Source organism: Mycobacterium sp. 1164966.3 (assembly GCF_001665395.1).
GTDB lineage: Bacteria > Actinomycetota > Actinomycetes > Mycobacteriales > Mycobacteriaceae > Mycobacterium.
In genome coordinates this window covers 18,827-39,110 of the sequence record NZ_LZSG01000069.1, presented here as the reverse complement: position 1 = coordinate 39,110, position 20,284 = coordinate 18,827, and the positions used below count along the sequence as shown (strand labels likewise).

Genomic DNA, 20,284 nt, shown 5'->3' with positions numbered 1-20,284 from the left:
TTGTACAGCGATACGCCCCATCGGCCGTGCATATGGGGACCCTCGCGAAGCGCCGCCCCGAAGGTCAGGTGCGCAACGTGGGCATCAGTCGGCCGACGACGGGGCCGAACAGCCGCGGGTATGCGGGACCGGCCATCCGCACCAGCGCATCCAACACCTTGGCGTCCACGCCGACCAGCACCCTGGCCTTGTTCTTGCGCACCGCGTCCAGGATGGTCCGGGCGGCGGCCTCCGGGCTGGTGTGGGCCAGTCGCTTGTCGAACAGCTTCGCCAGTTCGTCAGGGTCGAGTCCCTCGACGGCGGTGGCGTTGCGGGCGATCGCGGTCTTGATGCCGCCGGGGTGCACCGTGGTCACTCCTACCGGGTGTCGCGCCGCGATCATCTCCTGTCGCAGCGCCTCGGTGAAGCCGCGGACGGCAAACTTGGCCGAGTTGTATGCCGCCTGACCGGGAACGGCGAACAACCCGAAGACACTGGAGACGTTGATGACGTGGCCGTCGCCGGAGGCGATCAAGTGCGGAAGGAACGCCTTGGTGCCGTTGACGACGCCCCAGAAGTCGACGTCCATCACGCGTTCGATGTCCTTGAACTGGCTGGCTTCGACGTCACCGGTGAAGGCGATCCCGGCGTTGTTGTAGATCTGATTGACCTTACCGAAGTGCTCTTTGACGGCGTCGGCGTACAGCAGGAAGGCCTCGCGTTCGGTGACGTCGAGCCGGTCCGCCTTGACCGATGCACCGATCGCCTTGAGCTGCTCCTCGGTCTGCTGCAGGCCTTCGGTGTCGACGTCGCTGATGGCGACCTTGGCGCCGGACCGGGCCAGTTCGACGGCCAGCGCCTGGCCGATGCCCGAGCCCGCGCCGGTGACCACGGCGACTTTCCCGGCGAACCCTTGCATGTATGCCCTCACTTTCTCGCTGCGCGAGCGTGCGCGTTTGTACGCCGACACGCCGATATCGCTGACACTTTACGCACGCTCGCGGGCGAGCTAGGCAAACGCGGTGTCCAGGATCTCCTGCTGCTCGACGGCGTGCACCTTCGAGGAACCCGACGACGGCGCCGACATGGCCCGCCGCGAGATGCGCTTGAGCCCGCTGAGCTTGTCCGGCAGCAGCTCGGGCAGTTCCAAACCGAAGCGCGGCCACGCGCCCTGGTTGGCCGGTTCTTCCTGCACCCAGAAGAACTGACTGGCGTTCTCGTAGCGGTCCAGCGTCTCGCCGAGCCGCCGCTTGGGCAGCGGCGCCAGCTGCTCGATCCGCACGATCGCGACGTCTTCGCGGTTGTCCTTGGCCTTGCGGGCGGCCAACTCGTAGTAGAGCTTGCCGCTGGTCAGCAGGATCCGGTTGACCTTGCTGCGGTCGCCGATGCCGTCCTCGTAGGTGGGTTCCTCGAGCACCGAGCGGAACTTGATCTCGGTGAAGTCCTTGATGTCGCTGACCGCGGCCTTGTTGCGCAGCATGGATTTCGGCGTGAACACGATCAGCGGGCGGCGCACGCCGTCCAGTGCGTGCCGCCGCAGCAGGTGGAAGTAGTTGGACGGTGTCGAGGGCACCGCGATCGTCATCGACCCCTCCGCCCACAGCTGCAGGAAGCGTTCGATCCGGCCGGACGTGTGGTCGGGCCCCTGCCCCTCGTGCCCATGCGGCAGCAACAGCACCACCGTGGACAGCTGACCCCACTTGGCCTCGCCGGAGCTGATGAACTCGTCGATGATCGACTGCGCGCCGTTGACGAAGTCACCGAACTGCGCCTCCCATAGCACGACGGCATCCGGGTTGCCCACGGTGTAGCCGTACTCGAAGCCGACGGCGGCGTACTCCGACAGCGGCGAGTCGTACACCAGGAACTTGCCGCCGGTGGGCGTGCCGTCCTTGTTGGTCGTCAGCAACTGCAGCGGCAGGAACTCCTCGCCGGTGTTGCGATCGATGATCACCGAGTGCCGCTGGGAGAACGTGCCCCGCTTGGTGTCCTGTCCGGACAGCCGGACCAGCTTGCCCTCGGCGACCAGCGAACCCAGCGCCAGCAGCTCGCCGAACGCCCAATCGATCTTGCCCTCGTAAGCCATCTCCCGGCGCTTTTCCAGCACCGGCTGCACCCGCGGGTGTGCGGTGAACCCGTCGGGCAGGGCCAGGAAGGCGTCGCCGATGCGGGCCAGCAGCGACTTGTCCACCGCGGTGGACAGGCCGGCCGGAAGCATCTGGTCGGACTCCACCGACAGGCTGGGCTTGGCGCCGTGCTTCTCCAGCTCGCGGACCTCGTTGAACACCCGCTCCAGCTGGCCCTGGTAGTCGCGCAGCGCGTCCTCGGCCTCCTTGATCGAGATGTCGCCGCGGCCGATCAGGGACTCGGTGTAGCTCTTGCGGGCCCCGCGCTTGGTGTCGACGACGTCGTACATGTAGGGGTTCGTCATCGACGGGTCGTCGCCCTCGTTGTGTCCGCGCCGCCGGTAGCACAGCATGTCGATGACGACGTCCTTGTGGAAGCGCTGCCGGAAGTCCACGGCCAGCCGCGCCACCCAGTCGCACGCCTCCGGATCGTCGCCGTTGACGTGGAAGATCGGCGCGCCGATCATCTTGGCGACGTCAGTGCAGTACTCACTGGAGCGGGAGAACTCCGGCGCGGTGGTGAAGCCGATCTGGTTGTTCACGATGATGTGAATGGTGCCGCCGACGCGATAGCCGGGCAGGTTTGTCAGGTTCAGGGTTTCGGCGACCACGCCCTGGCCGGCGAAGGCGGCGTCGCCATGCAGCATCATCGGCACCACCGAGAAGGCTTTTTCACCCTCGCTGTCGATGGCTCCGTGGTTCAGCAGATCCTGCTTGGCCCGGACCAGACCCTCCAGCACCGGGTCGACGGCCTCTAGGTGCGACGGGTTGGCGGTCAGCGACACCTGAATGTCGTTGTCGCCGAACATCTGCAGATATACGCCGGTGGCGCCGAGGTGATATTTGACGTCGCCGGAGCCGTGCGCCTGCGAGGGGTTCAGGTTGCCTTCGAACTCGGTGAAGATCTGCGAGTAGGGCTTGCCGACGATGTTGGCCAGCACGTTGAGCCGGCCGCGGTGCGGCATCCCGATGACCACCTCGTCCAGGCCGTGCTCGGCGCACTGGTCGATCGCCGCGTCCATCATCGGGATCACGCTTTCGGCGCCCTCCAGCGAGAACCGCTTCTGCCCGACGTACTTGGTCTGCAGGAACGTCTCGAACGCCTCGGCGGCATTGAGCTTGCTCAGAATGTACTTCTGTTGTGCCACAGTCGGTTTGACATGCTTGGTCTCCACCCGCTGCTCGAGCCACTCCTGCTGCTCGGGGTCGAGGATGTGGGTGTACTCCACGCCGATGTGGCGGCAGTAGGCGTCGCGCAGGAGGCCCAGCACGTCGCGCAGTTTCTTGTACTCGGCACCGGCGAAGCCGTTGACCTTGAACACCCGGTCCAGATCCCACAACGTCAGACCGTGCGTCAGCACCTCGAGGTCGGGGTGGCTGCGGAACCGGGTCTTGTCCAGGCGCAGGGGGTCGATGTCGGCCATCAGGTGCCCGCGGTTGCGGTAGGCGGCGATCAGCTCCATCACCCGGGCGTTCTTGTCGACGATCGAGTCCGGGTTGTCCTTGCTCCAGCGCACCGGCAGATACGGGATGCTGAGCTCGCGGAAGACCTCGTCCCAGAACCCGTCCGAGAGCAGCATCTCGTGGATGGTGCGCAGGAAGTCACCGGATTCCGCGCCCTGGATGATGCGGTGGTCGTAGGTCGAGGTCAACGTGATCAGCTTGCCGATCCCCAGCTCGGCGATGCGTTCCTCGCTGGCGCCCTGGAATTCCGCGGGGTACTCCATCGCGCCGACGCCGATGATCGCGCCCTGGCCCGCCATCAGGCGCGGCACCGAGTGCACGGTGCCGATGGTGCCGGGGTTGGTCAGCGAAATCGTCACTCCGGCAAAGTCTTCGGCGGTCAGCTTGCCGTCGCGCGCGCGGCGCACGATGTCTTCGTAGGCGGAGACGAATTCGGCGAATCGCATGGTGTCGGCGCGCTTGATGCCGGCCACCACCAACGCGCGTTTGCCGTCCTTGCCGGGCAGGTCGATCGCCAGGCCGAGATTGGTGTGGGCGGGCGTGACCGCGGTGGGCTTGCCGTCGACCTCCGCGTAGTGCCGGTTCATGTTGGGGAACTTCTTGATGGCCTGAACCATCGCGTAGCCCAGCAAGTGCGTGAACGAGATCTTGCCGCCGCGGTTCCGCTTGAGCTGGTTGTTGATGACGATCCGGTTGTCGATCAGCAGCTTGGCGGGAATCGCGCGGACACTTGTCGCGGTCGGCACGTCGAGCGAGGCGGACATGTTCTTGACGACGGCCGCGGCCGCACCGCGCAGCACCTGGACTTCGTCACCTTCGGCCGGCGGGGGAGTGCTGGCCTTGACAGGCGCGGGCGCGGACGGAGCCGGGGCGGGCGTGCCGTTGCCCGCGGCCGGGGCAGGCGGAGCGGTTGGGGCCGGCGTGGCCGGGGCGGCCGGCTTGGCTGCGGGTTGGGTGGCTTGGGCCGCGACGGGCTTTGCCGGCTCGGTCGCGGGGGTGGCCTTGGCGGCGGGGGCTGGCTGTCCGTCGCCGGCAGTAGCAGGTTCCGACGGCGCTTCGGGGTTGTAGTCAACCAAGAATTCGTGCCAGCTCGGGTCGACCGAAGAAGGGTCATCGCGGAACTTGCGGTACATCTCCTCGACCAGCCATTCGTTTTGCCCGAACGGTGAACCTGTGTTGCTCACGGCCGCTGTTCGCCTCGATTCTTTGCTCCGAGTATCGCCTGCAAGCTTCCGGCACGATCCCTGCACGCGCTGCCATCTACGGCACCCCGTCCAGCGGGATACCCCCACACCCGCGGCGGCCCGGAAGATCGCCGACTTCTAAAGGCTAACGCTTTGCGGCTATCCGCGAGAGGAGACTGGGAGACCCCGGCGCCGGCCCGTCTAGCCGGCCTCGTTGACGGCCGGCAGCAGGTGCAGGGTCACCGGCCAGCGGGCCGGCGGGACGCCGAACGCCTGGCGAGCGTTGTTGACGATCTTCTTGCCCACGATGCGGTTGCCGACGCCACCGACCGCCGCTCCGACGCCGACCGGAAGCATCTTGCCGAACATCAACGCGCCGCGTTTCACCGCGTACCGCTTGACCGCGTACTTGAGCATCCGGGTGTTCAGCCGCGCCAACGTCGACATCGGCAGCGAGGCCATACCCTCGGCCAGCCAGCCGCCGTTGGTGCGCCCGGGCCCGATCAGTTCGCCGATGGCGCGCTTGCTGTCGTCTCCGACGAGGACGGCCAGCACCAGCGCGCGGCGCCGCTCCCGGTGGTCGAGCGGGATGCCGTACACCTCGGCCGTCGCCAACACGAACAGCGCGGTGGCTTCCAGGAAGAAGACAGTCTCTCCGGCGCCTGCGGAAAGCGCGGTCAGGGTGCCCACGCCGGGGAACGTCGCCGCAGAACCCACCGCCGCACCGCTGGCGGTCAACGCGGCCAAGTAGCGCTTTTCCAGCTTGGCCGCGATTTCGGCGGGGCCCGCGGCCGGATGGGCACGCCGCAGCCGGGCCACATATGCCTGCGCCGCCGGGCCCTGTATCCGCGCGCTCCGCTCGATGACCTGCGCCAACGCGCGCGCAGACGCTTTGGGTCGGCCGTCTGTGGTGGCCGGCAAGTGGTCCGGCTTGGACTTGCTTCGTCGGGCGCTCATTTTCCTCTCCTGGGAATGGGTTCTCCCTAGCTAGTCCCTAGGCTAACGCTCATTCGGTCAAGTAAGTGCCCGGCGGAAAACCGCTGCGTCGCCGACCGGCCTTCTGCCCACCTGGGACGATGCCGGCCCGCGAGATAAAGTCGAGCACGACGCGGGCCGGTGTCGGCCACATTTGGGGTCGTTGCTCGTCGGTAGCCGCAAATAGATCGCGAACGAACGAGGTGGATCCATGACCACGGCCTGGGCTCGCTGGCCCCGGGCGCTTGGGGGCCGCGCGGGGCTCAGTCATCCCACGAACCCGTGGAACACCTTGTGGGCGATGATGATCGGCTTCTTCATGATCATGGTCGACTCGACCATCGTCGCTATCGCAAATCCGACCATCATGGCCGACTTGCACGCCGGCTACGCCTCCGTGGTCTGGGTGACCAGCGCGTACCTACTGGGGTACGCGGTGGTCTTGCTGGTCGCCGGCCGGCTCGGTGACCGGTTCGGGCCCAAGAACCTCTACCTGATCGGTCTGGCCGTCTTCACCGCCGCGTCGCTGTGGTGCGGACTGTCGGGCAGTGCCGCCATGCTCATCGCCGCTCGAGTGGTGCAGGGAGTCGGTGCCGGGGTGCTCACCCCGCAGACGTTGTCGACGATCACGCGGATCTTTCCTGCGGAGCGCCGCGGCGTCGCTGCCAGCCTGTGGGGGGCCACGGCCGGTGTCGCCAGCCTCGTGGGTCCGCTGGCCGGCGGGCTGCTGGTCGACGGCCTGGGTTGGCAGTGGATTTTCTTCGTCAACGTTCCCATCGGCATCGTGGGTATGGCGTTGGCAGTGTGGCTGGTGCCGGTGCTGCCCGTGCAGGCGCACCAGCTCGACCTGATCGGCGTCGCGCTGTCCGGTTTGGGCATGTTCCTCATCGTCTTCGGGCTGCAGCAGGGCCAGGCCGCCGGCTGGGATCCGGGCATCTGGGCGGTGATCGTCGCCGGGGTGGGGTTCATGGTGGCGTTCGTCTACTGGCAGGCCATGCATACCGGCGAACCGCTGATCCCGCTGCGCATCTTCGCCGACCGCGACTTCAGCCTGTGCAGCGTCGGAGTGGCGATTGTCGCCTTCGCGACGACGGCGATGATGCTGCCGGTCGCCTTCTATGCGCAGGCGGTGTGCGGCCTGTCGCCGACCCGCTCGGCCCTGTTGATCGCGCCGATGGCGATCGCCAACGGGGTGCTGGCGCCGCTGGCCGGCCGCATCGTCGACAGGAGCCACCCGTTGCCGGTGCTCGGTTTCGGCTTTTCGGCTCTGGCGATCTCGCTGACGTGGCTGTCCACCGAAATGACTCCGGGCACGCCGATCTGGCGGCTGTTGGTGCCGTTCGTCGGCATCGGTGTCGGGATGGCGTTTGTGTGGTCGCCGCTGACGGCGACCGCGACGCGCAACCTGCCGCCGCAGCTGGCCGGCGCCAGCTCCGGCGTGTACAACGCGGTCCGGCAGCTCGGAGCGGTGCTCGGAAGCGCCGGCATGGCCGGGTTCATGACGTCGCGGATCAGCGCTGAAATGCCGGCCCGGGCTTCGGCGGCGGGCCGGCGCGGTCTGCAACTTCCCGAGTTCTTGCGCGAGCCGTTCTCGGCGGCGATGTCGCAGTCGGTGCTGCTGCCCGCATTCATCGGCTTGCTCGGTGTCGTTGCCGCCCTGTTCCTGGTCGACTTCAGGCGCGCTCGCGAACCCGACGAGGTCGACTGGGAATACGGCGAAGACGACGACGACGACCCGTATGTCGAGTACCTACTGTTGCGGGAACCGGACATCGAGGACCGGGCGGACATCGCGCCGCGGGTGCACCCATCGGCGCGTGACCTGCCGCACCACGGCCGAGCCGTCGGCTGGGAGGCGGCGGTCCAGCCGATTGGGTTCGCGCACAACCAGGGCCGCCGCGAAGGGCAGTAGTGTCGTAGCGTCTCAAACTTTCGCCGAACGTGTTCTGAGGGCGGGATTTTCGCCGTGGTTGCACGCTCGGCGGGGAGGTCCGTAACTACGCTGGTCCGCTCAGCGCCAGGAACGCGCCCAGGTCGACCAAACCGGCGGGCGTGGCGGGCAGGTAATCCGTCAGCAGCTCCGAGCGCACGATCATCGCAGCGTACTGTGCCCGGCTGACGGCGACATTGAGCCGATTCCTGTTGAGCAGGAACGAGATTCCGCGGGGCACCTCGGCGATGGACGACGCGGTCATCGAAACGAAGACCACTGGGGCCTGGCCGCCCTGAAACTTGTCCACGGTTCCGACGCGGACTCCGCCGAGCCCGGCCGTCGCCAGTCGCTGGCGCAGCAGCGCCACCTGAGCGTTGTACGGCGCGAGGACCAGCACATCGGAGACGGCCAGTGGCCGGGTGCCGTGTTCGTCGGTCCACGCGGCGCCGAGCAGCCGCGTGATCTGGGCGGTGATGGCGTCGGCCTCCTCCGGGCTGTCGACCGAATTGCCTTGGTGCCGAACCGAAATCACATGTACCCCAGGTTCTTGCCCCTCGAGGTAACGCGCGGCGGTGCATTCGGCATGTGAATGGAGTCTGCCCCCGTAGGACAGTCTGGACACTGCGGCGCAGACCGACGGGTGCATGCGATACGAGCGGTCCAGGAAGTAGCCGCGCTCGTCGGGCAGCGTGCGCTGGCCGTCGACCAGCCAATCCAGCGCTGATCTGTCGACCGGTTCGGGATGGGTGCCCTGGCTGACCTGCGGCAGCTGCTGCGGGTCTCCGAGCAGGAGCAAATTGCGGGCCGCAGGTGCCACCGCGATGGTGTTGGCCAGACAGAACTGGCCCGCCTCGTCGATCACCAGCAGGTCCAGGCTGCCCGGTGGGACGCGGTTGGGATTAGCGAAATCCCATGCGGTACCGCCGATCACACAGCCCGCATTGTCGGCAATGAACGTGGCGTAGTGGTCGCTGTCGATCTGCTGCCAGCGGGCAGCGCGGTGATCATGGGGTTTCTTCGCAACTCGCTGCGGATCCAGCCCGGCGCTGATCACGTCGGCGAGCACGTTCTCCACCGCGGCGTGCGACTGCGCGACAACGCCGATGCGCCAAGCACGTTGAGCGACCAACCGGGTGATCACCTGCGCGGCGGTATACGTTTTACCGGTTCCCGGTGGCCCGTGCACGGCCAGGTAGGACGCATCCAGGTCGAGCAGCGCAGCGGTGATGTCGCCGACGGTGTCGGTGCCGCGCGGCAGCCCGGCACCGCTGCGGGTGCGGGGCGGCCGGCGCAGCAGAATGTCGAACAGCGCGGTGTGGGGGAGCCGCGGCAACCCATCCGCCAACGCGGCAGCCGTCGACTCGATCGAAGCCCGCAGCGCCGTGGTCGGCACGGGAGGCCCGGGGGTCAGTGCGAATGGCAGCTGGTGAAATGTGTTGCCATCCTTGCCGGTGCGTTCCAGGATGACGACTTGGGTGGGCAGGCTCGGGTCGTCCGTTTCGACGACCACGGCGTTGCCCGCGGCCCGGCGGTCCGGGCTGTCGGTCAGGCACGACGGCGCCGCTGGCTCGTAGAGGGCGAACACGTCCGACTTGAGGTCACCACGCGCCAGCTCACCGCGCAGACGCACGCGTCGCTGCGGCTTGCGGGCGCGTGGCGGCGTGTGCCAGTCGACGATGACCTCAGCTTCGTGGGCCACGAAAACATCTGTGTTGTCCGCCCATTCGTCGAGCGGGAAATTCAGCCGGTCGAAATGGGCCCACCAGAAAGGCTTGTCCTCGCGGCGATGATAGCCGCGAGCCGCGGCGATCAGAGCGACCGCGGTCTGCTCGGGCGTGCGATCGCTGACCGCGGCATCTCCGGTGCAGGCTGCCAGTCTCGTCGCCAGTTGATCGTGGCCTTCGATGGGGCCGCCGTCGGGAACCGGTTGAGCCCCAACCGGAATGACACCGGCTTCCCACGCGCGCATCAGCAGCCAATCGCGCAGTTCACGAGTGGACCGGCAGTCGTAGTGGTTGTAGGCCTCGATTTCTTTCAGCACCGTCGCGGCCTCGTCGTGGCGGCCCTCGGCGCGCAGATCGCAGTAGCGCGCGTAGCCGGTGATGGAATCGGCGGCGGTGGTGACCTCGCCGGACCGCAACTGGCTACCCATATACAGCGGCTCCAGCGCCTTCAGGCTGCACGATTCCGCTCCGATGCGAATACTCTTGCGCACCAACGGGTAGAGGTCCACCAACACACCGTTGCGCAGCAAGTCGTCCACTTCGTCCTCGCCGACGCCGTACCGTCCGGCCAGCCGCAACAGTGCCGTCTTCTCGTACGGCGCGTAGTGGTAGATGTGCATGTTCGGACGCCGCCTCCGGCGCTTGGCCACCAGCGCCAGGAAATCGACCAGAGCCTGGCGTTCGTCCACCCGGTTATGCGCCCACAGCGGGCGGAAGGTTCCGGCCGGCCCGGCCTCCAGGACGCCGAACAGGTATTCCAGCCCCCACTCGCGGCCGTCCGCCGTCCACAGCGGATCGCCCTCGAAGTCGAAGAACAGGTCACCGGGGTCGGGTTCGGGCAGCAGCGTCAGCGGCTGCGGGTCGGCGATCTCGTATTGCGGTATGCCTGTGTCGCGCTGGCGGACTTGCAGTTTGGCCTGAGCGGTCAAGTTGGCGAGCGCGCTGGGCGCCAGGTTGGGCACCGGTCCGTGGTGGCCGGCAAGTTCGGTGATGGTGGTGATGTCGGCAGCAATAAGCTTCTCGCGCTGACTTATTCGCATCCCGGCCACCAGCAGAACATCGTCGGCGGCGCGCAACTGCTCGGTGCACAGCTCACAGCGCAGGCATGCTTCCACCCGCTCGTCGTCCCAGCGCACCGCCGTACCGGCCGAATAGTGATCGTCGAGGAGACGCTGCACCCGCGCGCGCTGGGCTCGATAAACCGGGATCAGGTCGCAGAGTCGGTGGCGGGTGACGGTCCCGTCGCCGAGTTCCAGCTCGGCTTCCGGCGCCACCGCGACACCCGCGTCGGCCAGGGTGTCCGCGTAGGCCGCCAATTGCAGCAACGCAGTGACCTTTGCGGAGCGGGCCAGTTTGGTGTCGACCACCCGATACTGTCCGCCGTCGCGGACCAGGAAGTCGGCGAACCCGACGAAACGCCCGTCGAACACGGCGGCCTGGTAGACCGCCGGGGCGCCCCTGGCGATCGCGCGCCGCGTCGCGTCTGCGGCGGCCGTCAAGCCCGCGGATGTGTACGGCGGTCGGCCGATGACCGCGACCTCGCCACCGAACTCGTCGCGCAGGCGGTCGAGCCGGCGGAGCTCATGCGCGTCACCCAGTGCGGCGGTGCGCGCCAGCAGTTCGTCCGTGACGGCAACGTCGGGACCCCAGCCCAGTTTTGCGTCGAAATCCCGCAGCATGGCGTACTCGCACCGAGCGGCGGCGGCGAGATCCGACGCGCTGTAGACAACCGTTTGGGTTGGGCTGTCGCCGATGACGAACACAGCAGCAACCTTAGGGGAGGGCACCGACAATCAGCCGGTGCGCGGATCAGGCGCCCGGTGTGTTGGCGATGAGCTCGACCCCATTGCCGTTCCACCGGAACTTCACCCGGGTGCCCAAGCCGTTGACGCCGCTGGGATAGGTCAGCGCAACCGTGTCGCCGGTGCATTGCGACGTGTCAATGCCGTTGAACCCGTATGTGTCGGGCACCCCTTGCGGGATGTATTTGCCGAGGTGGAACATCACCGCCCGGGTGGTGGGATGGTCACCGTTCGTGTTGGCCTTGATCACCACCGCCGACAGCTGGGCGCACTCGTTGTAGTTACCGGCCAAGGGCTCCGGGTTCCAGGACTGATGACTGCGCGGATCACGGGGCAGTTCGGAAACCACCTTTGCGATCGTCGGCGAAGCCAGGTTGACGGCGCACGGGTCAGGTGGCGAAGCGCTGCTGGACGGGGCGGCCGTCGGTGCCGGCGCGCTCGCGGCGGGAGCGGTGATCGACGCGGTCGGATGCGGCGTCTTCGCGACGGTGGAGTCTCCGGAACCGCACCCGGTCAGCGTCGGCGCAAGAAATACAGCAGCGGAAAGGCCCGTCAACAGCTCTGCGCGGCAAGGTAACGACCACACATCGGGCACCGTACCGTCATCGCGGAGGCAGATGCTGCAGGCGTGGCCGGGTCTCCGGGCATTCGCCCGGCATTCACCGGTGTGAGCGCGCGCAGAGGTACGCGTGACACGGCGTGTCGCCGTACCGATACGCGCGCTCGCGACGCCAACCGTCGGGCACCGTAGACTGCGAGGTCAAATGGCCCGTTTGGATAATTCGCCGGAGTCGCCGCCTGCGACGTTTGCCGACCTGCAGATTCACCCTTCGGTCCTGCGGGCGATCGCCGATGTCGGTTACGAGTCCCCCACGGCCATCCAGGAAGCCACGATTCCGGCGCTGATGGCCGGTTCCGACGTGGTGGGACTGGCGCAGACGGGAACCGGGAAGACGGCAGCCTTCGCGATACCGATCCTGTCCAGAATCGACGTCACCAGCAAGGCAACTCAGGCTCTGGTGCTGGCCCCGACGCGTGAGCTGGCCCTGCAGGTGGCCGAGGCGTTCGGCCGCTACGGAGCCCATCTACCCAAGATCAACGTGCTGCCGGTCTACGGTGGGTCCTCCTACGCCGTGCAACTCGCCGGGCTGAAACGCGGTGCGCAGGTGGTGGTCGGCACTCCCGGCCGGGTCATCGACCACCTCGAACGCGGAACCCTGGACCTGTCGCGGGTGGACTACCTGGTTCTCGACGAGGCCGACGAGATGCTCGCGATGGGCTTTGCCGAGGACGTCGAGCGCATCCTGTCCGAAACCCCGGAATACAAGCAGGTGGCGCTGTTCTCGGCGACCATGCCGCCAGCGATCCGCAAAATCACCGCCAAATACCTCCACGACCCGTTCGAGGTCACCTTCAAAGCGAAAACCGCTACCGCAGAGAACATCTCGCAGCGCTTCATACAGGTCGCCGGTCCGCGCAAGATGGACGCGCTGACGCGGGTGCTCGAGGTCGAGCCGTTCGAGGCGATGATCGTCTTCGTGCGTACCAAGCAAGCCACCGAAGAGGTCGCCGAAAAGCTGCGTGCCCGAGGGTTTTCCGCCGCCGCCATCAACGGCGACATTCCCCAGGGCCAGCGGGAGCGCACCATAGCCGCACTGAAAGACGGTGGCGCCAAAGGTATCGATATCCTGGTCGCCACCGACGTGGCGGCCCGGGGCCTGGATGTAGACCGGATATCGCACGTGGTCAACTACGACATCCCGCACGACACCGAGTCCTACGTGCACCGGATCGGCCGCACCGGCCGGGCCGGACGGTCGGGAACCGCGTTGCTGTTCGTCTCCCCGCGGGAGCGCCACCTGCTCAAGTCAATCGAAAAGGCGACGCGCCAAACGCTTACCGAGACAGAACTGCCCACCGTCGAGGACGTCAACGCTCAGCGCATGGCGAAGTTCTCCGATTCCATCACCGACTCGCTCGGCTCCGCGGGTATCGACTTGTTCCGCAAGCTGGTCCAGGACTACGAACGTGAGCACGACGTCCCGATGGCCGATATCGCCGCGGCGCTGGCCTTGCAGTCCCGCGACGGCGAGGCGTTCCTGATGACCGAGCCGCCTCCGGACCGGCCCAAACCGCGCACCCGCGATGACGGTCCCGAAAAGCCAAGGCGGGTAAGAGACTTCGGTACTTACCGAATATCCGTCGGCAAGCGGCACAAGATCGGCCCGGGTGCGATCGTCGGCGCCATTGCCAACGAGGGAGGTCTGCACCGCAGCGACTTCGGCCACATCGCGATCGGGCCGGATTTCTCCCTGGTGGAGCTTCCCGCCAAGCTGTCCAAAGCGACGCTCAAAAAACTTGAGGCAACCCGTATCTCGGGCGTGCTGATCAACCTGCGCCCGGAGCGTTCGTCTGAGAAATCCGACAAGAGCCGCAGCCGCGACGGCGGCAAGCCACGCCGGAAGCGCGCAGGATGACGCTCTCCGAGGAACGAGACGCTCAGGGCGGACTGGAGCAGGTCTCACATGTGGATCGGGTCGCGTCACTGACCGGTATCCGCGCGGTGGCCGCACTGCTGGTCGTCGGTACCCACGCGGCTTACACCACCGGCAAGTACGTCCAGGGATATTGGGGTCTGGTCGGCGCTCGCATGGAGATCGGTGTGCCGATTTTCTTCGTGCTATCCGGTTTCCTGCTGTTCCGCCCGTGGGTGAAATCAGCCGCCATCGGCGGACCGCCGCCGTCACTGAATCGCTATGCGTGGCATCGCGTTCGGCGCATCATGCCGGCTTACGTCATCACCGTGCTGTTCGCCTACGGGCTGTATCACTACCATGAGGCCGGCCCTAACCCCGGGCACAGCTGGCTGGGCCTGTTCCGCAACCTCACGCTGACCCAGATCTACTGCAACGGCTATCTGGGCAAGTACCTGCACCAGGGCCTAACCCAAATGTGGAGCCTGGCCGTGGAGGCCGCCTTCTACGTGGTGTTACCGCTGCTGGCATATCTGCTGCTGGTGGTGCTCTGTCAGCGCCGCTGGCAGCCGAAGTTGTTGGTAGCCGCCCTATTAGGACTGTCGCTGATCAGCCCGGCCTGGTTGGTCTTGGTGCACACCGACCACTGGTTTCCCGACGGCGCCCGCTTGTGGCTGCCCACGTATCTCGCCTGGTTCCTGGCCGGCATGCTGCTGGCCGTGCTGCAAGAGATGGGTGTGCGGTGCTACGCGTTCGCGGCCATACCGCTTGCCGTCGTCAGTTACTTCATCGTCTCCACCCCGATCGCCGGCGCGCCCACCACATCGCCAGCATCGCTGAGCGAGGCGCTGGTCAAGACGGCTTTCTACGCGACCATCGCGGCTTTGGCGGTAGCGCCCCTGGCGCTGCATGGGAATGCGCCGTTGCAGGGCTGGTACTCCCAACTGCTGGCCAGCCGCCCGATGGTGTGGCTGGGCGAGATCTCCTACGAGATCTTCCTGATCCATCTGATCACCATGGAGTTCGCGATGGACTACATAGTTCGCGCCCCGGTCTACACCGGCTCCATGCTGTTTTTGTTCGTCGCCACGGTGGCGGTGACGATCCCGTTCGCGTGGTTACTGCATCGCTGCACACGGGTGCGGGACTGACCGGTCTTTAGGTAGGTTACCCTGTCCTAAGTTGTCGTCGTTGCGATGAGGATGCAGGACATATGACCGAACTCAAGCCGTCGCGGGGTTGGCAGGGTGCCGTGCTCAAGCTGCTGCGGGCCGGAGACTACCGACTCACCGTGACCGGCCGGCGCGAGATCAGTCCGCGTTACCTAAGGCTGAGCTTCAATGCCGGCGGCATGCTGGCCGAGCACAGCGTGCACCCCACGATGTGGATCCGGATTTGGTTCGCCGACGGACATCAGCGGGCCTACACCCTGGTCGACCCGAATCCGGAGGCCGACACCTTCGACCTCGAGTTCGCGCTGCACGAGGGCTGCGCGTCGGACTGGGCGCGGGCGGCGCAACCCGGTGACACCATCGAGGCGACGGTGCTCGGCAGCAAGTTCGCCATCCCGGACCCGGCGCCCAACGGGTACGTCATCGTGGGCGACACCGCCTCGCTGCCGGCCATCAACTCGCTTCTGGACGCGATCGGCGACGCACCGGCGCGCGTCTTCCTGGAGGCCGGCTGCGACGAAGACAAATGCCTGCCGGTGGCGCAGCCCAGCCCCAAAATCGATGTGGTCTGGGTGGACAACAACGACGACCGCGACTGCCTGCTCGACACGGTGCGCGCGGCGGCCTTCGACGCCGGGGATCACTTCGGCTGGGTGGCCTGCAGCACACGCACCACGCGGTCGGTGGCCAAGGTGTTGCGCGAGGATTTCGGGATTCCCAAGAAATCCATTAAGGCGCAAGCCTATTGGGTCGTCTGAGCGGTCATAGGCGTCAGAATAGGTACGACGAATTCGTCGATCATCGCCCGCTCGTCGGCTTCGTCTCGGCCGGGGAACATCAACAGCGAGATGATGACCCGAACGCTCCAGCGGGCCCGTCGTTCCACGGTGGCGGGATCGTCTGGGCCCAGCGAACTCAGTAGTCCGGCGGCCAGGGCGGTGATCACCTCGGAATGTCCGGCCATTTCGCCGCCAAGCGGTAGTCGGGTGGAGCCGAACCATGCCGCCAGGGCCGGGTTCTCGCGAACCATGCGCAGGGCGGCGGTGATGCTGGCGATGAGCCGCTCGCGCGGGTCCTTGATGCCGTCGATCTGCTGCATGATCGCGCGACCGAGCCGGCGGGTCTCGCGGTGCACATAGGCGGTGCGCAGCGCCTCCCGGCTCTCGAAGTACCGGTACAGGGTGGCTCTGGAACAGCCTGCGGCCCTGGCGATCTCGTTCATTCCGATAGCGGCCGGGTCGTGCTCGGTGAAAAGCTGCTCGGCGGCGTCGAGTATCCGGTCTGCGGCAACCTCGGTGCGGCGCCCGGCCAGCCAATCTGCGCCCGGCATCAGGACTTCGCCTGGAACGGCACCGACAACGGTCGCCGGACGTAGCTGCCGCCGGACCAGACGATGCCGGCCTCGTCGACCTCGAAGTCCGGGCAGCGCGATAGCAGTTCGGTCAGTGCTACCCGAGATTGCATCCGTGCCGCGGCCGCACCGAGGCAGTGGTGTGCGCCGTGGCTGAAGGTCAGGATGTTGCGTGGGCACCGGGTGACGTCGAGTTCGCCTGCGTCCGGCCCGTATTGGCGTTCGTCACGGTTGGCCGACCCGTACAGCAGCAGCACCCGGCGGCCGGCCGGGATGGTGGTTTCGCCGATCGTCACGTCGCGGGTTACCGTCCGAGCCAGGCCCTGCACCGGCGAGGTGAGACGAAGCAGTTCCTCGACCGCGTCGCCGATGCGGTCCGGATCGTCGATCAGCAGCTGACGCTGGTCGGGCCGCTCGTTCAGCAATGGCATTGAGCCGCCGAGCATTCCGGTGACGGTGTCGTTGCCGCCGGTGACCATCGTGAAGGTGAACGCGAGGATGGACAGGGTGCCCGCGATGTCGCCGGCACCGTCTTTGCCGGCGACGCCGGCACTGACCAGATGCGAGATCGTGTCGTCCTCGGGTTCGGCGCGGCGCCGCTCGATCAAAGCAGTGAAGTAGGCCATCATCGACCCGACCGCATCGCCGACCGTTTCCAGCGCACCGGCGATGCCGCCGTCGGCTGTGTTGGCCGCGACGATGGCCTGGGTCCAGCCGTCGAACTGCGCCCGATCCTCTTCGGGCACACCGAGATAATGTGCGACCACCATCGACGGCAGCGGTTTGAACAGCTCGGCGACGATGTCGCCACCGCCTGCGGAGCGCAGCTTCTCGATACGTTCGACGACGAACTCGCGGACCTTGGGTTCCACCGCTTCGACCTGTCGCGGGGTGAAGCCGCGCGACACCAGCTTGCGAAACTCGGTGTGTACCGGCGGATCCTGCATCACCATCGGCGGGTTATCCTGCAGGCCAATCATTTCCAGATCGCCGTAGTTGACCGTCAGGCCCTGCGCTGACGAGAACGTCTCATGGTCGCGGGCGGCCGCCCACACGTCGGCGTGCCGGGACAGGACATAGAAGTCGTCTTTTGGGTGCTTCGGTGGGACGACGTGGTGGACCGGGTCGTGGTCTCGCAGCGCGCGGTACATCTGCCATGGACTCGGCCAGGTGTCGGCCGTGGCGAGTTCGAACTTAGCCGGAGCGCTGTGAGACAAATCGACTAACATGTCTTATTCATACGACAGTCAATGCGAGGTGTCAACTAGGCCTGCCGTCGGGTGTGAAGCGTGGGCGTTGACTGTGCAGCCTTGGCTTCGCCGGTGAAGCTAGGGCGGAAAAGTCGCCGGAATCCCGCCGTGCTTTCACCCGCGAAGCCGTAGTTTCACGCCCAAAGCCGTACGTTCACCGGCAAAGCGCAGACAGAAAGTCAGATGCCCGAGCCGGGATTCAGAATGCCCAACGGGTCCAGGGCCTGCTTGATGCGGCGGTTGAGGTCCATCACGTCGGGCCCTAGATACCCGGCCAGCCATGGCCGCTTCAAGCGTCCGACACCATGCTCACCGGTGATCGTGCCGCCCAACCCGACGGCCAGGTCCATGATTTCCCCGTAGGCGAGGTGCGCGCGTTCGGCAACCGCTGCGTCTGCGGGGTCGTACACCAGCAGCGGGTGGGTGTTGCCGTCGCCGGCATGGGCGATCACCGAGATCATCAGATCGCGCTCCTCGGCGATGCGCGCGATCCCGGTGACCAGCTCGCCCAGGGCCGGCAGCGGCACCCCGACGTCTTCCAGCAACAGCGACCCCTTGGCCTCGACCGCCGGTATGCAAAACCGCCGGGCCGCGACGAACGCCTCACCCTCGTCGGGGTCGTCGGTGGAAAACACTTCTTTGGCACCGTGTTCGGCGAATACCGATGCCATCACCTCGGCGTCCTCAGCGCTCGCGCGCCCCCTTTCGTCCGAGCCGGCAACCAGCATGGCCGCCGCCGAACGATCCAGGTCCATTCGCAAGGTGTCCTCGACGGCGTTGATCGCGACCTGATCCATGAACTCCAGCATCGACGGGCGAAGCCGCGCGGTGACCCCGAGCACCGCATCCACCGCCGACTCAACGGAGTCGAAGCTGGCCACCACGATGCTCGCCGTGTTCTGGGCAGGCAGCAGCCGCAGCGTCACCTCCGTCACGACGCCCAGCGTGCCTTCGCTGCCGACGAACAGCTTCGTCAGGCTCAGTCCCGCAACGTCTTTCAAGCGCGGACCACCCAACCGCACCGCGGTGCCGTCGGCCAGCACCACCTGCATGCCCAGCACATAGTCGGTGGTGACGCCGTACTTCACGCAGCACAGCCCGCCGGCGTTGGTCGCGATGTTGCCGCCGATGCTGCAGATTTCGAACGACGACGGGTCGGGCGGATACCACAGGCCGTGTTCGGCAGCGGCCTTCTTGACCTCGGCGTTGAACAGCCCGGGCTGGCATACCGCGGTACGGGTCACGGGGTCGACGGTGATGTCGCGCATCTTTTCCGTCGACAGCACGATCCCGTCGTCCAGTGCGGTGGCCCCGCCGGACAGGCCGCTGCCGGCCCCGCGGGTCACCACCGGCACCCGATTAGCCGAAGCCCAGCGCAGCACGGTCTGCACCTCTTCGGTACGGCGCGGCCGGACCACCGCCAGTGGCTTGCCCGCGGCCGGGTCCAGCGCGCGGTCCTGCCGGTAACCCTCGGTGACCGTGGGATCGGTGACCACCATTCCCTCGGGCAGGTCGGCGATCAGGCCCGCCAGCAAGCCGTCGTTCACCGGCCTGATCCTAGCCGCAGGAGTCGGTTGCGAACTCACGAGCGCGGTCCAATTCGCGCAGCGACGGCAGCCGGGTACAGATCAACCCCGTGACTAAGATCGGCAGCGCCAGCGCAAAGAACGTCACCTTCAGTCCGGCCGCGTCGGCCAGCGGGCCGGCCAGCAGCAACCCCAGCGGACCGGCGGCATAGGCCAGCGATGCCATCACTCCCACCACCCGGCCACGCAGATATTGCGGCGCCCGGGTCTGCATCACGTAGTTGTAGATCGGCTGGATCGGCCCGTAGACCATGCCGATGAGCGCGCACAACGCCAGGATGACCGGCAACGGCGGCAGTACCGCGATCACGAATGTCGCCGCACCGAAAGTGAGCACCGCGGTCAGAACGATCGTGCGCCGCGACGCAAACTTCGACAGCCGCGGGTAAGCCAGCGCGCCGACCAGGCCGCCGAGCGCCAGCGCCATCAGCGCCGAGCCCAGCTGCCCAGGTTGCTGACGGTCGCTGAAGTACTTGGGAAACAGCACGCTCTCCATCGGCAGGTACAGCGCGGTCACGGTCAGCTCGATCAGCGCCAGCACGCGCAGCACGCGCAGGCTCCACACGAAGCGCAGCCCCTGCGACACCCCGGAGACCAGACCTTCGGGCCGGCTCGAGGAGTGCGGTTTGCCCGCACCCTCGAGCCGCAGGACGGAGATCGCCAGCAGCGACAACCCGAACGCGCCGGCCGTGATCCACATCGTGGCGATGCCGCCCACCGTTGCGATCATCAAGCCGCCGATGCCGGGGCCCACGATGAAGGCCAGGTTGAGGATCGCCTCGTAACTGCTGTTGACCCGGTCCAGCGACCAGCCGGCCCGATCGGCGGCCTCCGGCAGCATCGACTGGCGGGCGGTGATCCCGGCCGGATCGAAGGCCGCCGTACAGGCGCCCAACACCGCAAGCACCGCCACGTTGACCGCGTGTGTGCCGAACGCCGACGCCACCAGGGGGACGGCGGCCACCGCCGCCCCGGACAGCGCGTCGGAGATCATCGACACCCGTCGTCGACCGAAATAGTCGACGGCCGTGCCGGCCACCAGGGTGGAGAACAGCAGCGGCAGCGTCGTCGCGCCGGCCACGATCGCCGCCTGGCCGGCGCTACCCTCGCGCTGCAGCACCAGCCACGGGAAGGCGACCAGCGAGATGCCGCTTCCGGCACACGCCATCAACGTCGCGAAAAGAAGTAGGAATGCCGGGCCGCGGCTGTTGTTGCTCATCGGATATCGCGGCTGAATGTAACGCCGATGCGTTAGGGGAAGCTA

At 66.9% G+C, this 20,284-nt stretch carries 13 protein-coding genes; 4 read left to right on the top strand and 9 right to left on the bottom strand.

Annotated elements, in window-relative coordinates:
* Positions 1–64: 64 nt before the first annotated feature.
* The 3 genes from A9W99_RS24710 to A9W99_RS24700 form a co-directional block, all read right to left on the bottom strand.
* On the bottom strand, positions 65–898 hold the full coding sequence (locus A9W99_RS24710) for an SDR family oxidoreductase (RefSeq protein ID WP_067384870.1): 834 nt from the start codon (positions 896–898) through the stop codon (positions 65–67).
* A gap of 90 nt (positions 899–988) precedes the next feature.
* Positions 989–4,753 carry a multifunctional oxoglutarate decarboxylase/oxoglutarate dehydrogenase thiamine pyrophosphate-binding subunit/dihydrolipoyllysine-residue succinyltransferase subunit gene (locus A9W99_RS24705; protein ID WP_067384734.1) on the bottom strand — a complete coding sequence of 1,255 codons (3,765 nt, stop codon included), beginning with the start codon at positions 4,751–4,753 and terminating at the stop codon, positions 989–991.
* Between the two features lie 201 nt (positions 4,754–4,954).
* Positions 4,955–5,710, bottom strand: coding sequence for a hypothetical protein (locus tag A9W99_RS24700; RefSeq protein WP_067384733.1), 756 nt, complete (start codon positions 5,708–5,710; stop codon positions 4,955–4,957).
* A 229-nt stretch (positions 5,711–5,939) separates the two neighbouring features.
* Here A9W99_RS24700 and A9W99_RS24695 point away from each other — a divergent pair, with 229 nt between their 5' ends.
* Complete coding sequence (locus tag A9W99_RS24695) at positions 5,940–7,640, top strand: MFS transporter (protein ID WP_216639752.1); 1,701 nt, start codon at positions 5,940–5,942, stop codon at positions 7,638–7,640.
* Positions 7,641–7,725: 85 nt separating this feature from the next.
* On the opposite strand, the gene A9W99_RS24690 is transcribed toward A9W99_RS24695, so the two are convergent.
* Positions 7,726–11,148 (bottom strand): TM0106 family RecB-like putative nuclease, encoded by a 3,423-nt coding sequence (locus A9W99_RS24690; protein ID WP_067384732.1) that lies wholly within the window; start codon positions 11,146–11,148, stop codon positions 7,726–7,728.
* 46 nt (positions 11,149–11,194) lie between these two features.
* Positions 11,195–11,782 carry an LppP/LprE family lipoprotein gene (locus A9W99_RS24685; RefSeq protein WP_067384731.1) on the bottom strand — a complete coding sequence of 196 codons (588 nt, stop codon included), beginning with the start codon at positions 11,780–11,782 and terminating at the stop codon, positions 11,195–11,197.
* A 169-nt stretch (positions 11,783–11,951) separates the two neighbouring features.
* Between A9W99_RS24685 and A9W99_RS24680 the strand changes: the two genes are divergently transcribed.
* The 3 genes from A9W99_RS24680 to A9W99_RS24670 all read left to right on the top strand — a co-directional run bounded on the left by A9W99_RS24680 (position 11,952) and on the right by A9W99_RS24670 (position 15,591).
* On the top strand, positions 11,952–13,664 hold the full coding sequence (locus tag A9W99_RS24680; protein ID WP_067384730.1) for a DEAD/DEAH box helicase: 1,713 nt from the start codon (positions 11,952–11,954) through the stop codon (positions 13,662–13,664).
* The gene (locus tag A9W99_RS24675) at positions 13,661–14,812 is read left to right on the top strand and encodes an acyltransferase (protein ID WP_067384729.1); all 1,152 of its coding nucleotides are present in this window, start codon (positions 13,661–13,663) and stop codon (positions 14,810–14,812) included. The genes A9W99_RS24680 and A9W99_RS24675 overlap by 4 nt, the downstream gene beginning before the upstream one ends.
* Before the next feature lie 62 nt (positions 14,813–14,874).
* A complete protein-coding gene (locus A9W99_RS24670; RefSeq protein WP_067384725.1) occupies positions 14,875–15,591 on the top strand; it encodes a siderophore-interacting protein in 717 nt (238 codons plus the stop codon).
* Here the strand turns inward: A9W99_RS24670 and A9W99_RS24665 are convergent.
* The 4 genes from A9W99_RS24665 to A9W99_RS24650 form a co-directional block, all read right to left on the bottom strand.
* Positions 15,576–16,163 (bottom strand): TetR/AcrR family transcriptional regulator, encoded by a 588-nt coding sequence (locus A9W99_RS24665; protein WP_067384719.1) that lies wholly within the window; start codon positions 16,161–16,163, stop codon positions 15,576–15,578. The two genes, A9W99_RS24670 and A9W99_RS24665, sit on opposite strands and share 16 nt — an antisense overlap.
* Positions 16,163–17,413 carry a cytochrome P450 gene (locus A9W99_RS24660; RefSeq protein ID WP_067384717.1) on the bottom strand — a complete coding sequence of 417 codons (1,251 nt, stop codon included), beginning with the start codon at positions 17,411–17,413 and terminating at the stop codon, positions 16,163–16,165. Before A9W99_RS24660 ends, A9W99_RS24665 begins: the two co-directional genes overlap by 1 nt.
* A gap of 200 nt (positions 17,414–17,613) precedes the next feature.
* Positions 17,614–18,981, bottom strand: a complete 1,368-nt coding sequence (locus A9W99_RS24655) for an FAD-binding oxidoreductase (RefSeq protein ID WP_067384713.1) — start codon at positions 18,979–18,981, stop codon at positions 17,614–17,616.
* A gap of 10 nt (positions 18,982–18,991) precedes the next feature.
* Entirely contained in the window at positions 18,992–20,239 is a 1,248-nt protein-coding gene (locus tag A9W99_RS24650) for an MFS transporter (protein WP_067384707.1), read from the bottom strand.
* Positions 20,240–20,284 lie beyond the last annotated feature (45 nt).